This window comes from Candidatus Tumulicola sp. (assembly GCA_036490475.1).
In the GTDB taxonomy this organism is placed as follows: Bacteria; Vulcanimicrobiota; Vulcanimicrobiia; order Vulcanimicrobiales; family Vulcanimicrobiaceae; genus Tumulicola.
Genome location: DASXDT010000005.1, coordinates 650,842 through 672,494, shown reverse-complemented (window position 1 = coordinate 672,494; position 21,653 = coordinate 650,842). Strand labels below are relative to the sequence as shown.

Annotated in this window: 19 protein-coding genes; 8 read left to right on the top strand and 11 right to left on the bottom strand. The window is 61.4% G+C overall.

All coding sequences use genetic code 11. The features are described from left to right. The first annotated feature begins 44 nt into the window (after positions 1 to 44). Together VGF98_06760 and VGF98_06755 are read left to right on the top strand one after the other, a co-directional pair. On the top strand, positions 45 to 1,715 hold the full coding sequence (locus VGF98_06760) for a peptide ABC transporter substrate-binding protein (GenBank protein HEY1681315.1): 1,671 nt from the start codon (positions 45 to 47) through the stop codon (positions 1,713 to 1,715). A gap of 36 nt (positions 1,716 to 1,751) precedes the next feature. Next, entirely contained in the window at positions 1,752 to 3,383 is a 1,632-nt protein-coding gene (locus VGF98_06755; GenBank protein HEY1681314.1) for a peptide ABC transporter substrate-binding protein, read from the top strand. Here the strand turns inward: VGF98_06755 and VGF98_06750 are convergent. Beyond that, entirely contained in the window at positions 3,321 to 4,757 is a 1,437-nt protein-coding gene (locus tag VGF98_06750) for a hypothetical protein (GenBank protein ID HEY1681313.1), read from the bottom strand. The two genes, VGF98_06755 and VGF98_06750, sit on opposite strands and share 63 nt — an antisense overlap. Then, complete coding sequence (locus VGF98_06745) at positions 4,751 to 5,569, bottom strand: site-2 protease family protein (protein HEY1681312.1); 819 nt, start codon at positions 5,567 to 5,569, stop codon at positions 4,751 to 4,753. The genes VGF98_06750 and VGF98_06745 overlap by 7 nt, the downstream gene beginning before the upstream one ends. 29 nt (positions 5,570 to 5,598) lie before the next feature. On the opposite strand from VGF98_06745, the gene VGF98_06740 reads away from it, so the two are divergent. Both VGF98_06740 and VGF98_06735 read left to right on the top strand, forming a co-directional pair. Further along, complete coding sequence (locus VGF98_06740; GenBank protein HEY1681311.1) at positions 5,599 to 6,876, top strand: NAD(P)/FAD-dependent oxidoreductase; 1,278 nt, start codon at positions 5,599 to 5,601, stop codon at positions 6,874 to 6,876. A gap of 11 nt (positions 6,877 to 6,887) precedes the next feature. Next, a complete protein-coding gene (locus VGF98_06735) occupies positions 6,888 to 8,279 on the top strand; it encodes a hypothetical protein (GenBank protein ID HEY1681310.1) in 1,392 nt (463 codons plus the stop codon). Positions 8,280 to 8,621: 342 nt separating this feature from the next. Here the strand turns inward: VGF98_06735 and VGF98_06730 are convergent, their stop codons facing one another. Then, on the bottom strand, positions 8,622 to 9,044 hold the full coding sequence (locus VGF98_06730) for a tetratricopeptide repeat protein (GenBank protein ID HEY1681309.1): 423 nt from the start codon (positions 9,042 to 9,044) through the stop codon (positions 8,622 to 8,624). A 48-nt stretch (positions 9,045 to 9,092) separates the two neighbouring features. Here VGF98_06730 and VGF98_06725 point away from each other — a divergent pair, with 48 nt between their 5' ends. Beyond that, positions 9,093 to 9,644 (top strand): SprT-like domain-containing protein, encoded by a 552-nt coding sequence (locus VGF98_06725; GenBank protein HEY1681308.1) that lies wholly within the window; start codon positions 9,093 to 9,095, stop codon positions 9,642 to 9,644. Here VGF98_06725 and VGF98_06720 read toward each other — a convergent pair. Next, on the bottom strand, positions 9,641 to 10,102 hold the full coding sequence (locus VGF98_06720; GenBank protein HEY1681307.1) for a GNAT family N-acetyltransferase: 462 nt from the start codon (positions 10,100 to 10,102) through the stop codon (positions 9,641 to 9,643). The genes VGF98_06725 and VGF98_06720 overlap by 4 nt on opposite strands. Positions 10,103 to 10,197: 95 nt before the next feature. Between VGF98_06720 and fumC the strand changes: the two genes are divergently transcribed. After that, positions 10,198 to 11,625, top strand: coding sequence for a class II fumarate hydratase (gene fumC, locus VGF98_06715; GenBank protein ID HEY1681306.1), 1,428 nt, complete (start codon positions 10,198 to 10,200; stop codon positions 11,623 to 11,625). A gap of 10 nt (positions 11,626 to 11,635) precedes the next feature. Here the strand turns inward: fumC and VGF98_06710 are convergent, their stop codons facing one another. From VGF98_06710 to der, 7 genes are read right to left on the bottom strand one after another with little or no spacing between them, the layout of a single operon-like run. Further along, entirely contained in the window at positions 11,636 to 12,679 is a 1,044-nt protein-coding gene (locus VGF98_06710; GenBank protein ID HEY1681305.1) for a hypothetical protein, read from the bottom strand. Then, positions 12,676 to 13,899 (bottom strand): MFS transporter, encoded by a 1,224-nt coding sequence (locus tag VGF98_06705; GenBank protein ID HEY1681304.1) that lies wholly within the window; start codon positions 13,897 to 13,899, stop codon positions 12,676 to 12,678. Before VGF98_06705 ends, VGF98_06710 begins: the two co-directional genes overlap by 4 nt. A gap of 16 nt (positions 13,900 to 13,915) precedes the next feature. Beyond that, complete coding sequence (locus tag VGF98_06700; protein HEY1681303.1) at positions 13,916 to 14,686, bottom strand: sulfite exporter TauE/SafE family protein; 771 nt, start codon at positions 14,684 to 14,686, stop codon at positions 13,916 to 13,918. After that, positions 14,683 to 16,554, bottom strand: a complete 1,872-nt coding sequence (locus VGF98_06695) for an adenylate/guanylate cyclase domain-containing protein (protein HEY1681302.1) — start codon at positions 16,552 to 16,554, stop codon at positions 14,683 to 14,685. The genes VGF98_06700 and VGF98_06695 overlap by 4 nt, the downstream gene beginning before the upstream one ends. 12 nt (positions 16,555 to 16,566) lie before the next feature. Continuing rightward, positions 16,567 to 17,127: an elongation factor P gene (gene efp / locus VGF98_06690; protein ID HEY1681301.1), complete on the bottom strand. Its 561-nt coding sequence runs from the start codon at positions 17,125 to 17,127 to the stop codon at positions 16,567 to 16,569. A 46-nt stretch (positions 17,128 to 17,173) separates the two neighbouring features. Beyond that, positions 17,174 to 17,773, bottom strand: a complete 600-nt coding sequence (gene plsY, locus VGF98_06685; protein HEY1681300.1) for a glycerol-3-phosphate 1-O-acyltransferase PlsY — start codon at positions 17,771 to 17,773, stop codon at positions 17,174 to 17,176. After that, entirely contained in the window at positions 17,770 to 19,155 is a 1,386-nt protein-coding gene (gene der / locus VGF98_06680) for a ribosome biogenesis GTPase Der (protein HEY1681299.1), read from the bottom strand. The genes plsY and der overlap by 4 nt, the downstream gene beginning before the upstream one ends. 78 nt (positions 19,156 to 19,233) lie before the next feature. On the opposite strand from der, the gene miaB reads away from it, so the two are divergent. Together miaB and VGF98_06670 are read left to right on the top strand one after the other, a co-directional pair. Then, positions 19,234 to 20,637, top strand: coding sequence for a tRNA (N6-isopentenyl adenosine(37)-C2)-methylthiotransferase MiaB (gene miaB / locus VGF98_06675; protein ID HEY1681298.1), 1,404 nt, complete (start codon positions 19,234 to 19,236; stop codon positions 20,635 to 20,637). Continuing rightward, positions 20,634 to 21,653 (top strand): glycoside hydrolase family 18 protein, encoded by a 1,020-nt coding sequence (locus VGF98_06670; protein HEY1681297.1) that lies wholly within the window; start codon positions 20,634 to 20,636, stop codon positions 21,651 to 21,653. Before miaB ends, VGF98_06670 begins: the two co-directional genes overlap by 4 nt.

The window sequence follows — 21,653 nt, the reverse complement described above, 5'->3', positions numbered from 1 at the left end:
CCAGGCAATCGGCATAACGTAGCCCTCCAACGAAGGAGGGCTGGATGATTCGTAAAGCTGCTTGGGCGGCGCTGTTATTGGCGTTCGTGGCATCCGCGGCAGGCTGCAGCAAGGTAAGCAGCGGCGCTGCCGGCGATACCGGCCGTCACCCATGGACGCAACCGGGCGTGTTCCGCTTCTCGGAGGGAACCGATCCGAAGGGTCTCAACCCGGTACTCGACGCGGGTTCGCCGACGCTCACGTTGGCGATGTTCATCTATTCGTGGACCGTTCGCTACGACTCGAAATCCCGGCCTATACCGGATGCCCTGAGCGAAATCCCCACGGTTGCCAACGGCGACGTGAGCCGCGACGGTCTAACGCTGAAGTATAAATTACGTCATAATATTAAGTGGCAGGACGGACAGCAGCTGACGTGCCGGGATCTCGAGTTTACCCGGCAAGTCGTGATGAACCCGAAGAATAACGTCGTGACGACCGATGGTTTTAAAGATATCGCCAAGATCGATTGCACCGATCCGTACGTCGCCGTCATTCATATGAAGCGTTTATATGCGCCGTTCTTGCAGCAGTTGTGGAGCGTCAACGGCAACGCGCCGATCCTGCCGGAGCATATCCTGGCGAAGTACAACGACGACAAAGGCTCGTTCAACACCGCGCCCTACAACTCACTGCCGATCGGCAGCGGCCCCTTTAAAGTAACGTCGTGGATTCGCGGGCAAGAAGTGCGAATGGTCGCGAACCCCGACTTCTATCTCGGCAAGCCGAAACTGACGACCGTCGTGTACAAGATTCTCTCGGACGAGAATACCGAAGAAACGGAACTGCAAACGCACGAACTGGATATGCTGGGGACCGGTTCCGCGATGAAGTGGCCGCAATACGAAGCCTTGGCTGCCGACCCCAATAATGGATTGACGGCGATTCGCGTCGATTCGTTTCTCTTCGCGCACATCGACTTCAATCTGAAACATCCGGTCATCAACGACCACAGCGTTCGCCTAGCGCTGGCGTACGCGACCAATCGCAACGAAATCATCGATAAGATCCTGCACGGCTCTGCTATTGCTGCCGAAACCGACCAGAGCCCCAAACTTTCGTGGGCGTACACGAACAACATCGAGCACCACTTGTTCGATCCGGATAAAGCCCGGCAGATTCTCGATGCAGCCGGTTGGAAAGTCGGTCCGGACGGCATCCGCGTCAAAAACGGCCAACGGCTGGAGTTCGAGTTGAGCACCCAGAACGAGTCGAACTACGGCAAGGCACTGCAAACCGTCGTGCAGCACCAATGGCACGACGTCGGCGTTCAAGCGGACGTGAAGAATTATCCGAGCAGCCAGTTTTTCGATAACTCCCCCAGCGGCACGTTAGAAGGCGGACACTACGACGTAGCCCTATTTTCGTGGGCTGGTGCGGCCGATCCCGACGACAATGCAATCTATTCGGAAGATAACTTCGCGCCGCGCGGGCAAAACGCGATGTTCTGGGCGAACCGCAAGGCCAGCGACGCGATGGCCGATGCGCTCAAGACGGTCGATCAGACGCGACGCAAGCGCGATTACACGATCGTTCAGCAGCAGTTACTGATCGACGTTCCGACCATCATCATCAGCTTTTCGCGCGTTCCGTACGTCTATAACACCGACTTCAAAGGATTCGACCCTTCGCCGGTGATTTCGGCATTCTGGAATCCCTGGGCATATTCGATCTAACCCGTTGTTGCTTGGAGTAAACAAGGAGCCTCGACCTTGACCCACCTCAAACCTAGTGACTTGCGCCCGCTGGCAGTCCTCGTCGCCGCGGCGTTGCTATGTTCTTGTTCGAAGGCCGGAGAGAGCGGCGCTGTAAAGACGCATTCGCTGACCCTGGCCGACGGATCGGGCGATATCACGAGCCTCAATCCGCATCTCTTTACCGAACTGACGCTCGGATATATCTCCGAGCTTTCGCAAGCGTATCTCGTGAAATACGACGTCGACAACAATCCGTATCCCGAGCTGGCCACGCAAGTTCCCTCGCTGGCAAATGGCGGGATCAGCAAAGACGGCAAGACAATCACGTGGCACATCCGCAAGAATGTGAAGTGGTCGGACGGCGCTCCCTTCGACGGCGACGACGTGGTTTTTACGACCAAAGTGGTGTTGAATCCCAACAACAACGAGGTCGGTCGCGACGGCTGGAATCTAATTCAAAAGATCGACGAGCCGGATAAGTTTACCGTCGTCTATCATCTCAGCAGGCCGTACTCCCCATTTCTACCGACGTTCTTTGGCAGCGCCGGTGCCAATCCGGACATTTTGCCCAAGCACTTGCTGGCACAATACGCCACCATCAACCAGGTTCCGTACAACTCGAAGCCGGTCGGTATCGGGCCGTTCCGGGTGGTTGCATGGCATCGTGGCGATAACGTCGAGCTCGAAGCAAATCCGTACTATTTCCGTGGCGAGCCGAAGCTCAAACACATCACGTATCGACTCGTCGCGTCGATCCCGACCCTGGCGACGCAGATGCAAACCGGCGAAGTCAACCTATGGCCCAACGTGCCGTCTTCGTACATCGATCAAATGAAGGCGATCTCTGCGTTGCAAACCGACCTGGAAACGAGCCCGCTGTATAACCATATCGATTTCAACGTGACCCGTCCGCTGGTAAGCGACGTGCGCGTTCGCCAGGCGATTCGGTTCGCGATCAATCGTCCGGAATTGATCAAGAAGATCGCGCACGGTTATGGCGTCGCATCCGAAAGCGTCGTGCCGTCGGTGAATCCCCTGGCACCCAAGGACATCGCGTTGGTCCCGTTCGATCCGGATAAAGCTCGAGCGCTACTCGATCAAGCCGGCTGGAAAGTGGGGCCGGGCGGGATTCGCGTGAAGAACGGGCAGAAGTTATCGCTCTTCTTCCCGTACTTTACCGGCTCGCCGTCGGCGGACAGTATCGTCGAAAACGTTCGCCAGTGGCTGAAAGAAGTCGGCATCGACATTCAAACGAAGCAGTTCGCGCCGGCGACGTTTTTCGCGCCATTTCAGGATCATGGGATCGTCTACGGCGGCAAGTGGGACATGACGTTCTTCTCGTGGCAATCGACCCCGGGCGTCGATATTTCGAACAACTGGGAATGCAATCAGATCCCGCCCAACGGACAGAACGTCACGCATTTCTGCAACAAGCAACTCGATACGATGCTGGAAGCAGCTAAGGCAACGTACGATGAAAACCAGCAGAAGGCGCTGCTGGATAAAGAAATCAAACTGATCGTCGAAAACGCTCCCACCATCGTCCTGTCGAATCCACAGGTGGGATTTACGTATAGCAAAGGCTTAACCGGATTCAAGCCCAACGCGTGGACGCCGTTCGACAACATGATGGACGTCGACAACTAGAGCCTCTCGGTAGACGGCGGCCGCCAACAACGCGCATCCAGCCAGCGAAAACGCGCGCAGCAACGCGGCCGCCGGATTGACGGAAAATAATCCGTTACGTTCGAGTTCGGCGTGCCAGACCGCGGCTGCGCTCGAGCCGGTCGCGTGAAACGTGCCCAGCGCATCTGGCCATACTGCAATTGGATGCTGGATCGCGAGCCACGCAGCCGCCGTAAACAGCGCGCAGAAGACCGGCGCAGCAACGAGTTCGGAGATGTTCTTCGGCCCGAACGCAGCGAAGAGACAACCGGTCGCAATGGCTAACAGCGCGCTCTGCAGCACGCCGGTCGGCCGTTGCGCCATCCCCAGCCAATCCACGGCCACCAACAACGTCGCGAACGCGGCGACGGCACGCGTCGTTCCGCGGGATCGCGCCGCCGTCAGCAGTGCCGCCGGAAACGCCACGATCAGATCGTGTTCGTGCGCGAAACCTACAACGAATGGAATTACTGCCGCCAAGCATGCGAAGCGTGCATACGTATCGCGGATTCTCAAGAATGCGACGACGGCGAACACCAACGCGACCGCGGTTACGACAACTCCGCCGGCAATCGCGACCGGCGGTGCTATTCCGGCGCCGTAGAGAATCGCCGACGGCGCGAATTGAATCGTCGCAAACCGTTCTGCACCTGCATGCGCTGCTAAGAGATAGAAGTACGGAAACGGCCACGACCAACCGGCCGACGCGGCACCGAGCAGATAGGCAACGATCGTCGCGCCGGCGATCGCGATCGCCGTCACCGGCCGCCGTACCAGTGCGAGCGTTCCAACCGCAATATTGGGTTGTAACGCGGCGAACAGCGTGGCGACGGTCGTTCGTGCGATACCGCCATCCGCCCACAGCGCAGCGCAGCACGCTCCCAACATCGCGATCGCGGTGACTTGTCCGAGCGCGAGCCCGCTGGTTATTGGACCGAACGAAAACGCAAAGAGTATCGCGGCGATCGCCGGCGGTGCGCGCGGCGTCAACCCGGATCCGATCAATGCGGAGACGGCTAGCCCGGCAATGGCGATCGCAAGCATCGCCCACCAAACGTGCGCGGCCGCCGGATACTCGAATCGTCCGAAGATACGCCAGATCCACAAGCCGTACGGCGGCCCGACGAACGGCAGCACCTCGTCTCGCGAGCGGTCGACGCCCGGTACCGTACGTTCGGCTCGCCACACGTCGCGGCTATACGCATGGTTTCCGGCGTCGGCTACGCGTCCCGCACTCCAATACGCTTCGAAATCACGAACGAAGGGTCCGGGCGTCGAATGCGGACGCACCGCTGCTACCGCCGCAATGTAACACAGCAGCGCGACGGCGAGAAGAAGGCCCCGGCGTCCTACCACCCGGGCGCGGTTGCGCCGGTCGCCGCAGCGTGCGCGTAGCCGACCAGCGCGAATAACCCCAACGTCGTTCCGAGATACCAAACTCCGACGCGTACGCGGGCGGCGAGGGTCATCGTGGCGGCGCGCGGGTCGGGGTGGCCGCGCAACGTCGAAACGATCGACGGCAGGCCGAGTACGCCGATGATGATCACTAAAAACACCGGAAAGTGCCAAAGGAATGCGCCGGCGATAAACAGTGCGAATCCGCCGATCCATAACGGCGGCCACACCGCGCCGACGATCCGTCCGCCGTCGAACGGCGGCGTGGGAATCATATTGAAGAGATTTAAAAACGCCGCGACGTCGGCGCACGCATACCAGAAGCGGGCATCGTACGCTTGCGCCAGCAGCACGCACGCTACCGATAACCCCAAACCGGTTACCGGGCCGGCGAGCGAGATGTAGGCGTCGTCTTCTAGGTTTGCGGCGGCCGTGCCGGCCGTAAATGCACCGAGCAACGGAACGAAGGACGGAAGACGAACCGGCAATCCGTAGGCGCGAAACGCGAAGTAGTGTCCGAGCTCGTGCGCGAGCAGCACGAGCATCACGACGACCGCGAGCCGCCATCCGAAGATAACGACGTAGAGCCAGAGCGACAGCGCGAACGTCCACAGCGGCGCCAGCACTTTGATACCCACGAACAGCAATAGTTTGAACTTGAGCAGAAACGCGAGCGCGGCCGCGCCGGCGGTTCCGATCCATCCACGCGAGCGTTGCGGCTGGGGAGCGGGAGGCGGCGTGTTCTCGTCGCCGTCGTGCGGAAGGTAATCCACGGCGCTCCCTTCAACCGCCAAGGTGCCTCGTGCCTGTTATCGCCATCGTCGGCGGCGGATTCGGTGGAATCGCCGTCGCTGCGCAACTCGAACGCCACCTGCGCCCCGGCGAAGCCGACATCGTCGTGCTGAGCCGCGATAATTATACGCTTTTCACACCCATGCTGCCCGAAGTCACGTCCGGCGAGCTCGAAGTGCGGCACGTCGTTACCCCGATTCGCACGCAGCTACGACGCAGCAACTTCATTTTGAGCGACGTCGAACGCATCGATGTCGCGAGTCGGTCGCTGGAATACCGTCACGTGCTCACCGGACGGCGCCGCACGTTGCCGTACGACTACGTCGTGCTGGCGATGGGCTCGTCGACGTCGACCTTCGGATTGCCGGGCGTTGAAAAAAACGTGTGGGCGCTGAAAACGCTGCACGATGCCGACGCGCTGCGCAATCGGCTGGTGTGGCTGCTCGAACTCGCCGATACGACCGACGACGTCCGGCGACGGCGAGAACTGTTGACGCTCGTGGTCGTTGGCGGCGGCTTTACCGGTGTGGAAGCGGCCGGCGAAATGTACGAGCTCTTTCGCAGCGTCGTTCGTTTCTATCGCAACATCCGGCTCGACGACGTTCGCATGGTTTTGGTCGAAGCAGGTGCGACACTGCTCGCCGGATTGCCGGCAAAGATGGGCGTCTACGCCGAGCGTGTTTTGAAACGCCGCGGCATTGAAGTGATGACCGGCGACGGCGTTGCCTCGGCCGACGAAAACGGCTTGACGTTGCAGAGCGGAAGACGCATCGACAGTGCGACGATCGTATGGAGCGCCGGTGTCGCGCCGTCGCCGATGGCGGCCGGCCTTCCGCTCGAGAAAACGAAACGAGGCGCGATCGTCACCGGTGCGGATATGCGTTCGGTTTCGGATCCGTCCGTGTGGGCGCTGGGCGACTGCGCGTCGATTCCCGATGAGACGGGCAAACCGTATCCGATGACGGCGCAGCACGCGATTCGAGAAGGGCCGCATCTGGCCTCAAACATCGTGCGCGTCATACGTAACCAGCCGACGTTGCCGTTCAAATACCATTCGCTCGGCATGATGGCAGCGCTTGGCGGCCGCAAGGCGGTCGCGCAGCTTCCCGGCGACCGGGTGATCACCGGCTTTTTAGCGTGGTTCCTATGGCGGTCGTATTACTTGCTACGGTTGCCCGGCCTCGACCGGCAGGTTCGCGTGGCGTTCGACTGGACGCTCGACCTGATCTTCCCGCGCGATATCGCCGAGCTGCGCGTCGAGCGCGAAGAGCCCGGCAAGCCGTCGTAGAACCACCAAAGATGGAACTTCGCGAACCGATCGAGCGGCTGATCCGCGATCCCTTAGAGTTTACGCGCGAGGTGCCGTTCCCCGATCCGGCATCGATCCGTCTGTACGACGAAACGCTGCGCGACGGCGAGCAAATGCCGGGCGTCTGCTATACTCCGTCGCAGAAACTCGAAATCGCGAAAACCATCGCCGCGATGGGCGTTCACATCATGAGCGTCGGATTTCCGGCGGCGTCTGAAGGCGATCGCCGCACCCTACAGCTGGTCATGGATGCCAAACGCAAGGGCGAACTCGGCGACGTCGAGATCGTCGTCATGTGCCGCAGCAACCGTCACGACATCGACGTCACGGTCGAGACGCTGCGCGCGGTCAACGTCGACCCGCGCGAAGTAACGTTCTTCATTTTTACCAGCGGAAGCGATCTGCATCTCAAGTACAAAATTGGTAAGACGCTACTGCGCTTCGAGGGACACGACGAGAGCGAATGGCTCGACCGGCCGCTCGATTTCTATCGCGAAGCCAACATTCGTTTGCAGTGCGATGCCATCGCGCACGCTCGCAGTCGCGGTGTCGAGCGCATAGAGTTCGGCGCCGAAGATGGCAGCCGCGGCGACGTCGACTATTTCATCCGCTATTTCAAAGCCGGCCTGGAAGCGGGCGGAACTCGCCCGGCCTGGCCGGATACGGTCGGTACGCTAACACCGCAGGCGACGCGCTGGTATTGCTCGCGGATCGTCGCCGGATTGCCGGACGGATTACCGCTCGTCGCGCATTTGCACAACGACTACGGTTTAGGAACCGCCAACGCTATCGAGGCGACCTCGTGCGGGTTCAAGGTCGTTTCGCTGACGGCAAACGGTTATGGCGAGCGCGCCGGCAACGTGAAGCTGCACGAATACGTCGTCGCGTTGCGCGTGCTGTACGGCATCGAGATTCCGGGCTTTCAATACTCCAAACTGCGCGAGCTGTCGCGTTTCATGGAACGCATGAGCGGCATTCCGATGCAACCTCACGAGCCGATCGTTGGAACGCAAGTGTTCGCGCACGAGTCGGGCATTCACACTCACGCCATTTTGATCGACCACCGCATGTACGAAGCCGTGCCGGCTGAGGTCGTCGGCGCGCACACCAGCTTTATTTTTGGCAAGCATTCGGGCGTCGCTCTGGTCGAGGAGACCTTGCGCAAGCACGGAGCGCGTCTCAAGGCGGCCGGCGTCGAGCCGTCGCCGGAACTGGCTCACCGAGTGACCGACGAAGTCAAACGCTTGCGCGAAGAACGCGCGGCGTCCAACCGCAGCGAGCGCGCTATCGAAGAGCACGAGCGAACGATGCGCGGCCTGTCGTTGAACGAAGACGACGTGGTGGAAATCGCCGTCGCATTGGGGGCGGCGCAACCCGCGTAGTTCGTTAACGATGCCCCTGTCTTCTCCGCGATTTTGGTTCGGCGCGACCATTGGCCTCGCCGTCGCGACTTGTCTGCTTACTGCTGGATTTTTTCTGGGTCTGCACCTATTGGGAACGTCGTATAATCCCACAGTCATGTTGTGGGTAATGATCGGTCTCATACTGTGCTCGCTTCTCGTAGGGCTTGCCGTCCCAGTCGCCCTGACTTCACAAATCGAAAATCTGATGCCATTAGCATCGGGCGCCGTTATTGGTTGCTGCGCCGCTCCAGTCGTAAGCATCGTAGCGGTTTTCGTCGTTCTTGCAAGGTTGTAAGCCTGGTTCTACCCGCCTCTGCGCGATTACCTCGAGGATCCGTTCAAAGCATCTTGCGCTTGTTCCAAGCCCGTTTGCGCCGCGACATTGTGCGGGTTGGCCTTGAGCGCTCGCCGATAGAACGGAATCGCGTCCGAAAACTTATTTGCAGCCAGGTACATATCGCCGAGCTGCGTCAGCGCAACGTCGTCGTTCGGGTGCGACGCGATGCGCGCTCGTAGCGACGATAGTTGCGCCATGACGGCCGGGGGCGGTCCGCCTTCGACGGCGTTTTGGGTACCCTGCGACGTCGCCGGCGCGCCGGTTTTCGCGGTCGAGCCGAATACCGAGCCGGTAACGCCGAACCCGTCCGCGACTAAATAGGCCATAAGCGCGAGAAACGCCGCCCCAAGCACGACGACGATCGGCAGGTAGATTTTCAACGGCAATCCGGACGTCGTGCGCGACACGAAAGACTCGTTCGAACGCACGCCGAAGACGCCTTCCGAATCGACATTATGCCACTCTTGCCCGCCGAATCCGATCTGCAACTGCTCTTCGCCCGTCTGAACTACCAGTTTTTTCACGGCGAAGTTCCCGACTGCCGGATCCGTTATAACGAACGTTTCTCCAACTCGGCCGGTCGCATAACCTACGGGGTGCGTCCGATGTTGATCGAGCTATCGCCCAAGCACTTTCGCAAATATCCCGAAGCGCTGGAAGAAACGCTGACGCACGAGATGGTGCACGCATGGTGCTACGACCGCTATCGCGAGACCGGGCACACGCCGCGCTTTCGCAAGAAACTGCGCGACTGCGGGATGACGTCGATCTATCACGATCTCGGCAACGTGCGGCCGCTCAACGAATCGTCCAAGCGCTACATTTTGCGGTGCGAACACTGCTCGTTCGAAATCTTGCGTAAGAAGCGCCCGGGAAAGCCGTCGAGCTGCCCGCGCTGTAACAAACATCGCTTCGATCCAAAGTTTCCGTTGACGATGTACGAGATCGTCGAAACGCGCGTCGTCGGCGACACCGTTTCGGGTTTGACGGCCGCGCGGCGCGGCTAAGCCCCGGCGAGCGTCAAACGGTAGAGCGCGAACACCGTATCGCGGCCGTAGCCGGCCGCTTCGTACAGCTTTATCAAGTGCGGTTCGGAAAACGGCAGTTCCACGAGAACCGAGCGCGACTGCGTTTCGCGCGCGAACTGCGTACTCGCATCGAGCAACCTGCGCGCGATTCCGCGGCGTTGGTACTCCGGATCGACGAACAGGTCGCTGAGGAACCACTGGCGCTTCGCGTACCACGACGAAAAGAGCGGATACAACTGCAAGAAACCGGCGGTGCGCTCGCCGTCGAACGCTCCGAACACGACCGACTCTTCGCGTTGGAGGCGGTCGCTCAAAAACGCGCGGGAACCGTCCGGATCGGAGGCGCCGGTGAAGAACGTCCGGTACGCGTCGAAAACGGGCGCCAGCGATTCGCTGTCGGCAAAGGTCGCACGCCGAACGGCCGGTTGCATCGTCATTTGTCGCTTCTGCGCCGGGCCGAACGTCGCTCCCTTGAGCCTGTGCGACCTAGGTCCAGGCGCGAAAAGGCCGCGGCGAGCGAAGATAAGCGGCAATGACTATCACCAACGCTTCCGCCAAGGGGACCACGCGCGTCGAGACCGACTCGATGGGCAAGATCGACGTTCCCTCCGACGTCTACTACGGCGCGCAATCGGCGCGCTCGTTAATTCATTTCGACATCGGCGACGGCGTTTGGCCGCGCGACGTCATGCCCAAGCCGGTGATCGTCGCTATGGCACGCCTCAAGAAGGCCGCCGCGATGGTCAACCGCGATCTCGGTAAGCTCGACGCCGAAAAGGCCGATCTGATCGTGCGCGCAGCCGACGAAGTCGTCGACGGCAAACTCGACCGGCATTTCCCGCTGCGCGTGTGGCAAACCGGTTCGGGCACGCAAACGAACATGAACGTGAACGAAGTCATTTCGAACCGCGCCATCGAGTTGGCCGGCGGCGAAATGGGATCGAAGAAACCGATCCATCCGAACGACCACGTGAACATGTCGCAGTCCTCCAACGACACGTTCCCGACCGCCATGCACGTGGCCGCCGCCGAGGCGATGACCGGAATGCTGCCGGCCGTGGAGCAGTTACGCGATGCACTCGATAAAAAAGCCAAGAGTTGGTCGCATATCGTCAAGGTCGGAAGAACGCACTTACAAGATGCGACGCCGTTGACGCTCGAGCAAGAGTTCTCGGGCTACGTCAACCAACTCGATCGCGCGATGCACGCTTGCAAACTCGCGCTCGAGCAGCTCTACGATCTCGCCATCGGCGGCACCGCCGTCGGCACCGGCCTCAACGCGCACCCAGAGTTCGGCGAGCGCACGGCTACAACGTTAGCCGACCTGACCGGCCTGCCGTTTCGCTCGCATCCGAATAAGTTTGCGGCGCTCGCGTCGCACGACGATTTCGTATTCGCGTCCGGCGCGCTCAAGACGCTGGCCGCCGCGCTGATGAAAATCGCCAACGACATTCGCTGGCTGGCATCCGGCCCGCGCGCCGGTATCGGCGAGTTGGTTCTGCCGGAGAACGAGCCGGGTAGCTCGATCATGCCGGGTAAAGTCAATCCGACGCAGTCCGAAGCGATGACGATGGTGTGCGTCCAGGTCTACGGCAACGACACCGCCATCTCGTTCGGAGCTTCGCAGGGCAACTTCGAGCTCAACGTGTTCAATCCGGTCATGATCTACAACTTCCTACACTCGACCACGCTGCTGCGCGATGCGTGCACGATGTTCCGCGAACATGCGGTCGACGGGCTGGAAGCCAACGAAGAGCAGATCAAGAAGTATCTCGATCAATCGCTGATGGTCGTCACCGCGCTGTCGCCGCACATCGGATACGATAACGCGGCCGCGATCGCCAAGCACGCCCATCACCATGGCACGACGCTCAAGGAAGCGGCGCTATCGCTCGGTCACGTCGACGAGAAGCAGTACGACGCGATCGTCGTTCCGCGTGAGATGACCAAGCCGAAGTAACCCCACCTGTCTAGAGGCCTTCGACTTCGAAGGCCTCCGGACGACCGTCGAATGTTCCGATTCCAACCACCGCTCCGTTCGGAGCGAATGCATATCCGCATTCGAAGCGCCAGCCCGGTGCCGCGACGGCATCGTCGAGCAAGCGCAACCGTCCGCTCTGCCATAGAAACGCGCGATGACGGCCTCGTGCATCCATCAACACCCCCGTTACGCGCCCGTGAGCGTCGATCGCGTATGCAGCACTCGCCGAGCGTTGTGGCGCGATATCCGTTGCCGCCGCCGCTGCGCTCCAGTAGCGCGCATGCGGCACCGCTCCGAACGTGCCGCCGTGTTCGGGTGGAACGTCGGCGCCGGCCGCTTCGCCGTTGGCGTTGATGGCGAACGCGGCTCCCGTGCCGAGTGACTGACGCGCGCGATCGTTCCAGCGCATCGCAACGAAACGCTCGCGGCCGGACGCCACATTCGACGGCGCCGGAACGTTGGCGATGTAGGCGGTGTAACCGGCGGCATACATGCCGGCCGTCGCTGTGGCGATGCCGTTGCCGAGATTCAAGCACCGGCGGTCGCGCAAATGCAAAACGACGGGTGCGGTCTGACCGCTGGTATCGTCGAGATTAACGATGGCCGGCGACCGCATCGTCGCGATGAGCGTTCCATCCGCCAGCGTACCGGCTGCAGACGGACCGATCGACGACTGCGGAAAATTCTCGCACGCGCTCAGGTCGATCGTATGCAAACGACGGCCGTCCAAGCGCATGGGACGAGAACCATCGATCAACAGCGCTCCGGATGTATCGAATCCGTCGATCGTCGCGTCGATCGCGAAGACGCGCCGTTTGCCCCCGTGCCAAAGAATCGGTCGCCGCAAATAGCCGTCGATCGTCAACGTCGCGGCGATCGAACCGTCGGGGGCGACCGCCATCAACGTTTTGGAGCCAAACGTTGCGATCGTCGAATGCCGCGGCAATGGAAAACCGGTAACGACCGGGCGCGACCAAGCCGGCGACGCACCGATCGCGAGCGTCATCGCGAGCGCGCTCGCGATACGTTTCATCGGCGCTCGTTCCGTACGGCCGGCATCGCGACCGCAGCCAGCGCGATCGCGACATATCCAAGGCACGCCACCCACATAGCGTCGAGTGGGCTCCGATGATCGGCGATCCAACCGAACACGATGATGCCTGGCGCCAATCCGGATAGTACGAACAGCCGCACGGCACCCATCACGCGTCCGATGAGGTCCTCCGGCGTTACCCGCATGCGAAAGCCGATAATTTGTGCGATCTCGAAGTTGGCGAACGCATTCGAAATCGTCCAACAGGCTGCGACGACCCAGACGTTGCGCACCAGCACGACCGGAAAGAAACATGCAGCGTCGAGCAGGTATGCGATCGTCAACGCGCGTCCGAACGGCCAACGTCCGGCATATTTCGATGCAAACCATGCGCCAGCCGTCGCTCCCGCAGCCGACATCGCCCAAAAGGCACCGACGATTTGGTCGCCCGCTCCAAATGTCTGCTTTAGGAACGGAATCAAGATGGCGTAGCAGCCGAACCCGAAAATGTTGAAGAAGAAGCCGCAGATCGCTTGCGCGCGCATCCCCGTGTCGCTCCACAGATACGAAAACCCGAGCTTGATATCGTGCGCGAGATGCGAGAGGGTCGGTATGCCTTGCGGTTCGTCAGGACCCAGCGACGAAATGCGCGACAGGGAAATTTGCGAGGCGAGATAGGTCGCGGCGTTGAGCGTCAGCGCGGGGAGCGGACCGACCCACGCAAAGATTGCGCCGCCGATAGCCGGCGTTACTAAGTATGAGATGTTTTCTACGGTCATTAAGGTGGCGACCGCTTGGGTAGAGCGTTCGCGGCCCAATAAATATGGAATGCTCGACGATTGGCCACCCATGAAGGCGGCCGCACAGATCGAGATGACTACCAAGCCGGCGTAGATCATGCCGAGCGACAACACGTGATACCAATACGCGATCGCGAAAAACGCCATGACCGCAAAGCGAATGGCGTCGCACCCGATCATCAGCTTGCGCCGGTCGATACGATCGGCCAGCGAACCGCCGACCAGCGAAAAGATCGAAAACGGCACGACCTCGCAGATGATGGCGGCGCCGGTCGACAGGGCCGAATGCGTGAGGTGGTAGGCCAGCAGCGGCACGGCCAACAAGCGCAGTCCGTCGCCCAGCAAGCTGAGCGACTGCCCGATAAAGTATTGGCGAAATGCCGCCGAAGCGAAGATGCCGGCCGCTCGCGCGCGTTTCAACGTGTCGCCGCTTTCGTTACCGCAGGTGCCGCCATATCAACGATCCCGCGACAATGACCAGCGCGCACGAGACTACGAACACCAACTGCGGCGACTTGAGTTTGCGCGACAGGCGAGCCCCGACCGGTCCGCCGACGAGACCGCCGGCCAACAACGGAACGACATCGCGCAGGTCGATGTCGTGCGCGAAGGCATGAAACCCTAAGCCGACCGGCGAGGTGAGCAAGATTCCAAATTGTGACGTCGCGCTAATTGCGTGGATCGGCAGTTCGGAAAAATACAACAGCGCCGGAACCATCACGACGCCGCCGCCTACGCCGAAGAGACTCGAAAACAGGCCGACCACAACACCCATCAGCAGCGCGGCGCGATACGACATGCCCTTGAGCGCGCGCACGTGTTCGTGTTCGGGCCGGCCCCGCATGCGTTTGCTTGCGTTCCAACTCAAATCGATCGCGACCGCGATGAGTAAGACGGCCAGCACGATGTCGAACACCGGAGCGGAGATGTGCTGCGACGCAAAGCCGCCCGCGATGCTGCCGGGCAGCCCGCCGGCCGCGATCAAAAGCCCAATTCGGACGTGTACTCGTTTTTGCATCAAGTAGGTGATGGTCGAACTCGCGCTGCTGGCCACGATCAGCAACAACGACGTTCCGGCCGCCTCGGCCGGCGCGAATCCAAACGCCAAGCGTAAAATTGGAACGAGGATGAAGCCGCCGCCCAAGCCGACCATCGCACCAAGCGCGCCCGCGCAAGCGGCCACGACAAAGAGCACCCATTGATTCATTGCAGGCCGGTATCGAGAACGCGGTAGATCGTGACCGGTTGGCTCTTTCCCCGAACCGAAACGGGCTCGAGCGCTTCGACATGGGCCGGCGCTCCGCAGGCTTCGTATGTCGATTGGCTGATGATGATTTCGCCGCCGGCCGCGATATTATATAACCGCGCGGCCAAGTTGACTGCGTCGCCGACGACGGTATAGTTCATGCGCGAACTCGCGCCGAGGTTGCCCATCACGACCTCGCCGGTGTTGATCCCCATTCCAACGGCTAACGTTGGTCTGCCCGCAGCAGACCAACGCTCGTTGAGGCGCTCGATTTCGCGCTGCTGTTCGATCGCGGCCGTCACGGCGTTGCGCGCGTCGTCCGGCGTTTGAAATGGAGCCGAAAACACCGCCATTACGCAGTCGCCGATAAACTTGTCGACGTAGCCGCCGCGTTCGAATATGATCGCACACATGGCGTCGAAATATTCGTTGAGCTGTGCGTAGACCGCTTCGGGCTCCATCGTCTCGCTCAACGACGTAAATCCGCGGATGTCGCTGTAAAAAATCGTGGCGCGGACGCGTTTTCCGCGTAGCGCGATCGCATCGGCCGGATCGTCGTGTCGGAGAATCTCGCCGACGACCGCCGGACTCACGTGCATGCCGAACAGTTGCGTCACCATCCGGCGCTGGCCGCTCTCGGTCGCGACGCGGTAGACCCCGGTGGCCAGCGTCGCGACGACGATCGCCAGCACGACGTGCGCCAAATCCAGCCAATAGAGATGTTCGACGAACAGCCACACGTCGAAGCACGCGTACGCGAGGGTTGCCGCAAAAACCGCCAGCGCCGCCGCTCCGACGCGCACGTACACCACCAGTAGTGCTGCTAATAGTGCAAGCAAGAGCGTGACGGAGGCGTCGAGTATTGCTGGTGCGGGGCGCAGGTAGAACCCACGCATCAGTTGGTCCGCGAGGCGCGCGACGATGTAGAGGCCCGGAACGCGTCCGCGACCTGCGGTGGTCGAAACGTCGAAGAGTCCGGCAGCGGTCGCACCGACGTAGACTAACGCGCCGTTCGCGAACGGACGCAACGCTTGCGGCGTACTTTTCAACGCGTCCGCAAACGAGAGCATTCCGCGTCCCGCAAAGGACTGCGTCTGGACGTCGCTGCCGCCGGGATCCTGATGGTGCGCGGTTGCGGGCGGAAGCACCAGCATGCGGCCGCTTCGATCGACGGGTATGGTCGACGGTTGGATCGGATGACCCGCGAACGTGTCGACGGCCGCGACCGGCAGCGATAGCAGACGCTCGTTTCCGTGCGTTCCGTCGCCTTGCGTTTCGATCGCGGGCGGTTCGCCGATGACGTAGCCGCCCGGTGCGTCGACCGTTACGTAACCGATGGCGGCCGCCGCGTTCGCCAAGGACGGAATCGGACGCTGTTCGGCGATGCGCCCGCCGGCTGTCGTGCTGAGGGGAAACGCTAATGCCGAAGGCATCTGCCGTAAGGCTGCGGCGAACGCCGCGTCTTGCCGCGGATCGCCACTCGGTTCGAGAAACTGAATGTCGAACGCGACCGCCTTTGCGCCGGCAGCCCGTAGTCGATCGAGCAACGTTCCGTACACCGAACGCGGCAACGGAAAACCCATCGAGTGAAACGTGGCGTCGTCGATGGTTACGATGCCGAGATTCGGATTGGCATCCGTTTCGTATGCCGGGTGCATCCAGCCCCACTGCGTGACGGACGACGACGCGGCGACGTGCAGCGACAAATCGGCGATTCGATTACCGAGCGGAAAAACGGATTCGGGAAAGTTTTCGAGCGCGATCGCAATCCCGGCCGCTACTATGCTTGCGAGCAGTGCGACGCCGAGCGTTCGCAAACGCCGTCGCACGACGAGTGCCGTTTAGGTGGCGCGGCCGATGTAGCGCCGGTCGCGCGTATCGATGCGGATCACGTTGCCGGATTCGACGAACAGCGGCACCTGAACGGTCGCTCCGGTCTCGAGTTTGGCCGGTTTGGTGGCGTTGGTGGCCGTATCGCCTTTGAACCCAGGATCCGTTTCGACGATCAGGAGCTCGACGTGCGCCGGCAGGTCGACGCCGATCGGAACGCCGTCGTGGGTCTGAACGTCGACCACCATGCCGTCTTTGAGGAAGTCGGCCGGATCGCCGATCACGTCGCGCTGCAGCGTGACGTTCTCGAACGTCTCCTGGTCCATGAAATGGTACCCGTCGCCATCGTTATACAGCATCTGCATCTGGCGGTTGTCGACGGTCGCCCGCTCGAGTTTTTCGCCCGCGCGGAACGTGCGCTCCAGGGTTCCACCCGAACGAACGTTGCGCAGACGCGTGCGAACGAAGGCCGATCCTTTGCCCGGCTTCACATGGAGAAATTCGATGACGGTCCACAGGTGGCCGTCGACGATGATGGTGACGCCGTTACGAAGTTCGTTGGACGAAATCATGACTTCGGCTTTTACGGTTAGGGATTGGACAAGCCCTGGCGAGCGGCTAGGCGGGGTCGGCGCCGATCGCGCGTTCGGTGCCCGCCCGCAAGCGCGCGATGTTTCCGCGATGTAAATACAAGACGAGAAGGGCGGCCAGGCCGGCGTAGATCGTTTCGGCCGGCGAGCGGGTGGTGAACCAGACAAAAACAGGGGTCAGGACGCTGCCGAGCATGGATCCGACCGAGGAGTAGCGAGTGGTTCCGGCCCCTGCTGCCCAGGCCGCAGCCGTCAGAAGACCTGCCAGCCAGCTGAATGCGAACACCGCCCCGAATGAGGTTGCGACGCCTTTTCCGCCGCGCCATCCAAGCCAGGGTGAGAAGCAATGTCCGAGGACGGCAGCCGCAGCAACGCACGCCGCGAGATCCGGCATGCCCGCCCGTACGGCAATAAACGCCGGAACGAAGCCTTTGAGTGCGTCGAGCACGAGCACCGACGCGGCGCCGCGCTTTCCGAGCGTGCGCAGTGCGTTCATCGCGCCGATGTTGCCGGAGCCTTCGCGCCGGATGTCGGTGCGAAACGCGACCTTCCCGATCAAATAGCCGAATGGAATCGAACCAACCAAAAACGTAGCGAGGACCGCAGCCGCGCCGAGAGCGAGGGTCACTCGACGTCGTCGCCCGCGCTGCGCGGCCGAAATTGGAACGTCAACGGAACGCCTTCGAAGTCGAACTCTTGCCGCAGCACGTTCTCGAGAAACCGCTTGTAGTGCGTCGGAACCTTTTCGGGATCGGTGCAGATGAAGACGAAGAGCGGCGGGCTGACGCCGGGCTGGGTCGCATAAAAAATCTTCAAAACGCGGCCACCCGAAGCCGGCGGCGGATGCGCGAGAACGGCCGCCCGCACTACCGCGTTCAAGCGCGCGGTGGGAATACGGCGTTGTAAGTTTTCTGCGACGCGATCGACGACCGGCAGCAGGCTTCCGAGCCTGCGATGCGTTTTGGCCGAAAGAAACGCGACCGGTGCAAATTTCGCAAACGGCAGCAGATCGTGGATCACGTTGGCCAGCTCGCCCTGGCTGAACTCGCCCTGTTCGCGGACGAGATCCCACTTATTGCCGATCAATATGAGGCCTTTGCGTTCTTCGATCGCGAAACCGGCGAGCCGCCGGTCTTGCGCCGTCACGCCGACCATCGCGTCGAACACCAGCAGCGCGATGTCGCAACGCGAAAGTGCCTTGAGGGAGCGCAGGGCGGAATAATATTCGATCGATCCGTGCGCTTGCGGCTGCTTGCGGACGCCCGCCGTGTCGATCAAACGAATCGTGCGGTCGCGCCCGGTCATCAAGGTATCGATTGCGTCCCGCGTCGTTCCCGGAACGTCGCTCACGATCGCGCGCTCTTCGCCCAACAATGCGTTGAGGAGGGAGCTTTTGCCGACGTTCGGCCGTCCGATGATTGCTAGCGCCAACTCGCCGCCGCCGGTCGCATCCGGACGCTCCGGCAATGCCTCCACCACCATGTCGAGCAAATCGCCGGAGCCTTCGCCATGCAGCGCTGACACGGTCACCGGCTCGCCGAACCCCAAACGCGAAAACTCGGCTATCGCCGAGGCAGCCGCAGCCGGCGACTCCGATTTATTGGCGGCCAGCACCACTTTGCGGTGCCCGCGCCGCAGAATCGATGCCACTTCATCGTCGAGCGGATGCCGTCCGGCCATCGCATCGACGACGAACACTACGACGTCCGCTTCCGAGGCGGCGGCTTCGGCTTGCCGCCGGGCGGCCGCTCCGAGCGCATCGCCGTGTACGGAGTCGGCTTCCGGATCGATTCCCGCCGTATCGACCAGGCCGAACGTGCGGCCGCGCCAGTCGCAAATTGCGTACAGGCGGTCGCGCGTTACGCCCGCGGTATCTTCGACGATCGCCAAGCGCTGGCCGACGAGCCGGTTGAACAAGGCGCTCTTGCCGACGTTGGGACGCCCGACGATCGCGACGATGGCCGGACGAAGGGCGGCGCTCTCTTGGCCCGAGTCGCTAGCAACTTCCACGGCCTTTAGCTTCGCAGCGACCGAGCAAAACCATGGGCCGGAACACCTTGCGGACAAAGCGAACCACGCGGGTGACCCATGGCGAGCATTTATATCGAGACGTTCGGCTGTCAGATGAATGAAGCCGATTCGCAGTATGTGGCGGATCGCGCGACGTCGGCCGGCTATGCCATCGTGACGTCGCCCGAAGACGCCGACGTGCTGGTGCTCAACACGTGCACGGTCCGCGACAACGCCGAGCGGCGCGCCTACGGCCGGATGAATCATTTCAAAGTGCTCAAAGACGCCGATCCGTCGGTACGTTTGGTCGTCATGGGCTGTTTGGCCGAGCAGGATCGCGATCGCATGCAGTCCCTGGCACCACACGTCGATGCGGTATTCGGCACGCGCCAACTGCGAGAGTTGGGCGACCGGCTAGTCGACTGGGAGCCGGATTTCGATCGCGAGTCCGGCGGCCCGTCGGCCGCTAACGAGCTCGCGGTCGCGCTCGGTGGAACCCCGGATGCCGTGGCCGGCCCGTTCTCGCATCTTCGCGCGTTCGTGAACGTGCAACGCGGCTGTTCGTATTATTGCACGTTCTGCATCGTGCCGCACGTCCGCGGCCGCTTCGATCACCGCCCGATGGCCGACGTGCTGCGCGATGTTGAAGCGCGAGTCGCAGAAGGCGCGCGTGAGGTGATGCTGGTCGGCCAGACGGTCAACGCCTGGAACGATCCGGTTAGCGGCACCGACTTCGGAGATCTTTGTCGCGCCGCCGCAGCTATCGAAGGCCTGGAACGTCTGGCGTTCATCTCGCCGCATCCTAAAGATTTTACCGCCAAGATTATTCGCGATTTGGCCGCCGTGCCACAATGCAATCCGCGCATGCACCTTCCGCTGCAATCGTTCAGCGATCCGGTGCTACGCCGAATGAATCGCAAGTACACGGCGGCGCTGTTCGCAGAGAAAGTCGCCGCGATCCGGCAGTATCTTCCGAACTGGGCTATCACCACCGATATCATCGTTGGGTTTCCGGGTGAAACGGAAAGCGATTTCATGCACACGCTGGAGTACGTGCGCAGCGGCGTGTTCGCTAACGCTTTCACGTTTATGTATTCGATCCGCCGCGGCACGCCCGCAGCGAATTGGGAACAGGTGCCGCACGACGCGGTTACCGAGCGGTTCGGGCGACTGGTCGATGCGCAAAACGCCGCGACCCGCGCCTACCACGACCGCAAGCTGGGCACGACGGTTCGCGTGCTGATCGCCGGCGACTCGAAGAAAGACGCCGGCAAGTTGGCCACGAAGGCAACCGACAACGTGACCGTCGTGGCACCCAAACCGCCCGGCTACGATGAGGCGTCGTACGCTTCGCAGCCGTGGCTCGACGTTCGTATCGAATCGGCGCACGTTTGGGGTTGCATGGGAACGATCGTGGGCCGCGCGCGACGCTTTGACGACGCCGCTTCGCCGGTCGAGCGTCCGATGGTGAGCTTACTGTGAACGTCACACGCTTCGTCCCAGCTTCGATCCTCGCACTAGCCGTCGTGCTCGCGTCGTGCCATGGTGGCGCGGCGCCGTTGCCGCCGGGTACCGTATCTTCGCAAAGTACGCGCCAATCGCCGTCGCGGCCGACCGAGTTCGTTGGGTTTTGGGAGTCGTGGTCCGACTGGAACGGCCAGGACGCGTTCAATATGTTGGGCAGCGTACCGGCGACGGTTACCAACGTCGACGTCGCGTTCAGTATCGCCAACTCAAACCAAATTTCCGATCCGCAAAATACCTACCCGCTCGCGCCCGGCGCGAAGACGATCCACCAGCAGGGCGGCAAAGTGTTATTGTCGTTCGGCGGCGCGACGTCGACCTTCAACATCACCGATACCAAACAATTCGTAACGAATCTAAAAGCGTACTTGAAAAAGAATCCGGGGATTTACGACGGTTTCGATTTTGACGATGAAGTGATTCAAACGAAGTCCAATGGCCGCCAGCAACTGGTCGGCGTCATCAAGGCAACGCGCAAAGCGTTTCCCGACGCGGTGATCAGCTTCGATGCCGATTCGGCCGGCGCCGATCCGAAGGTCGACCTTTCCCAAGGTTTCGGCGAAGATCGCTCGATCCTTAAGAAGGCCGGTAACGACATCGATTACGTCAACATTATGGATTACGATCAGTACGGGTGGAAGCCGTCGACCAATCCGAAGTGCCAATACACGCCGGGCTCTTCGGACGACTGTTATCTCGACATCGTCAAGGAGTTTTCGAACGTACCGGTCGGCGGCGGCAAGAAGTTTCCGGCCAGTAAGGTCGTGATGGGATTGATGATCGGCGAGGGCGACGACGGTTCGTTCCTCAAACCGGCCGACTGCAGCAACTACGCGAGCTGGATCGTCACGAACGGTTACCGCGGGATCATGATTTGGGATCTCGATTTGGATAACCCGCAAGCGCCGATGAACGGTACCGGTTATCCCCTGGGAACCTATGTCACCGCTATCGGCAGCGCCCTCGGTACGTAG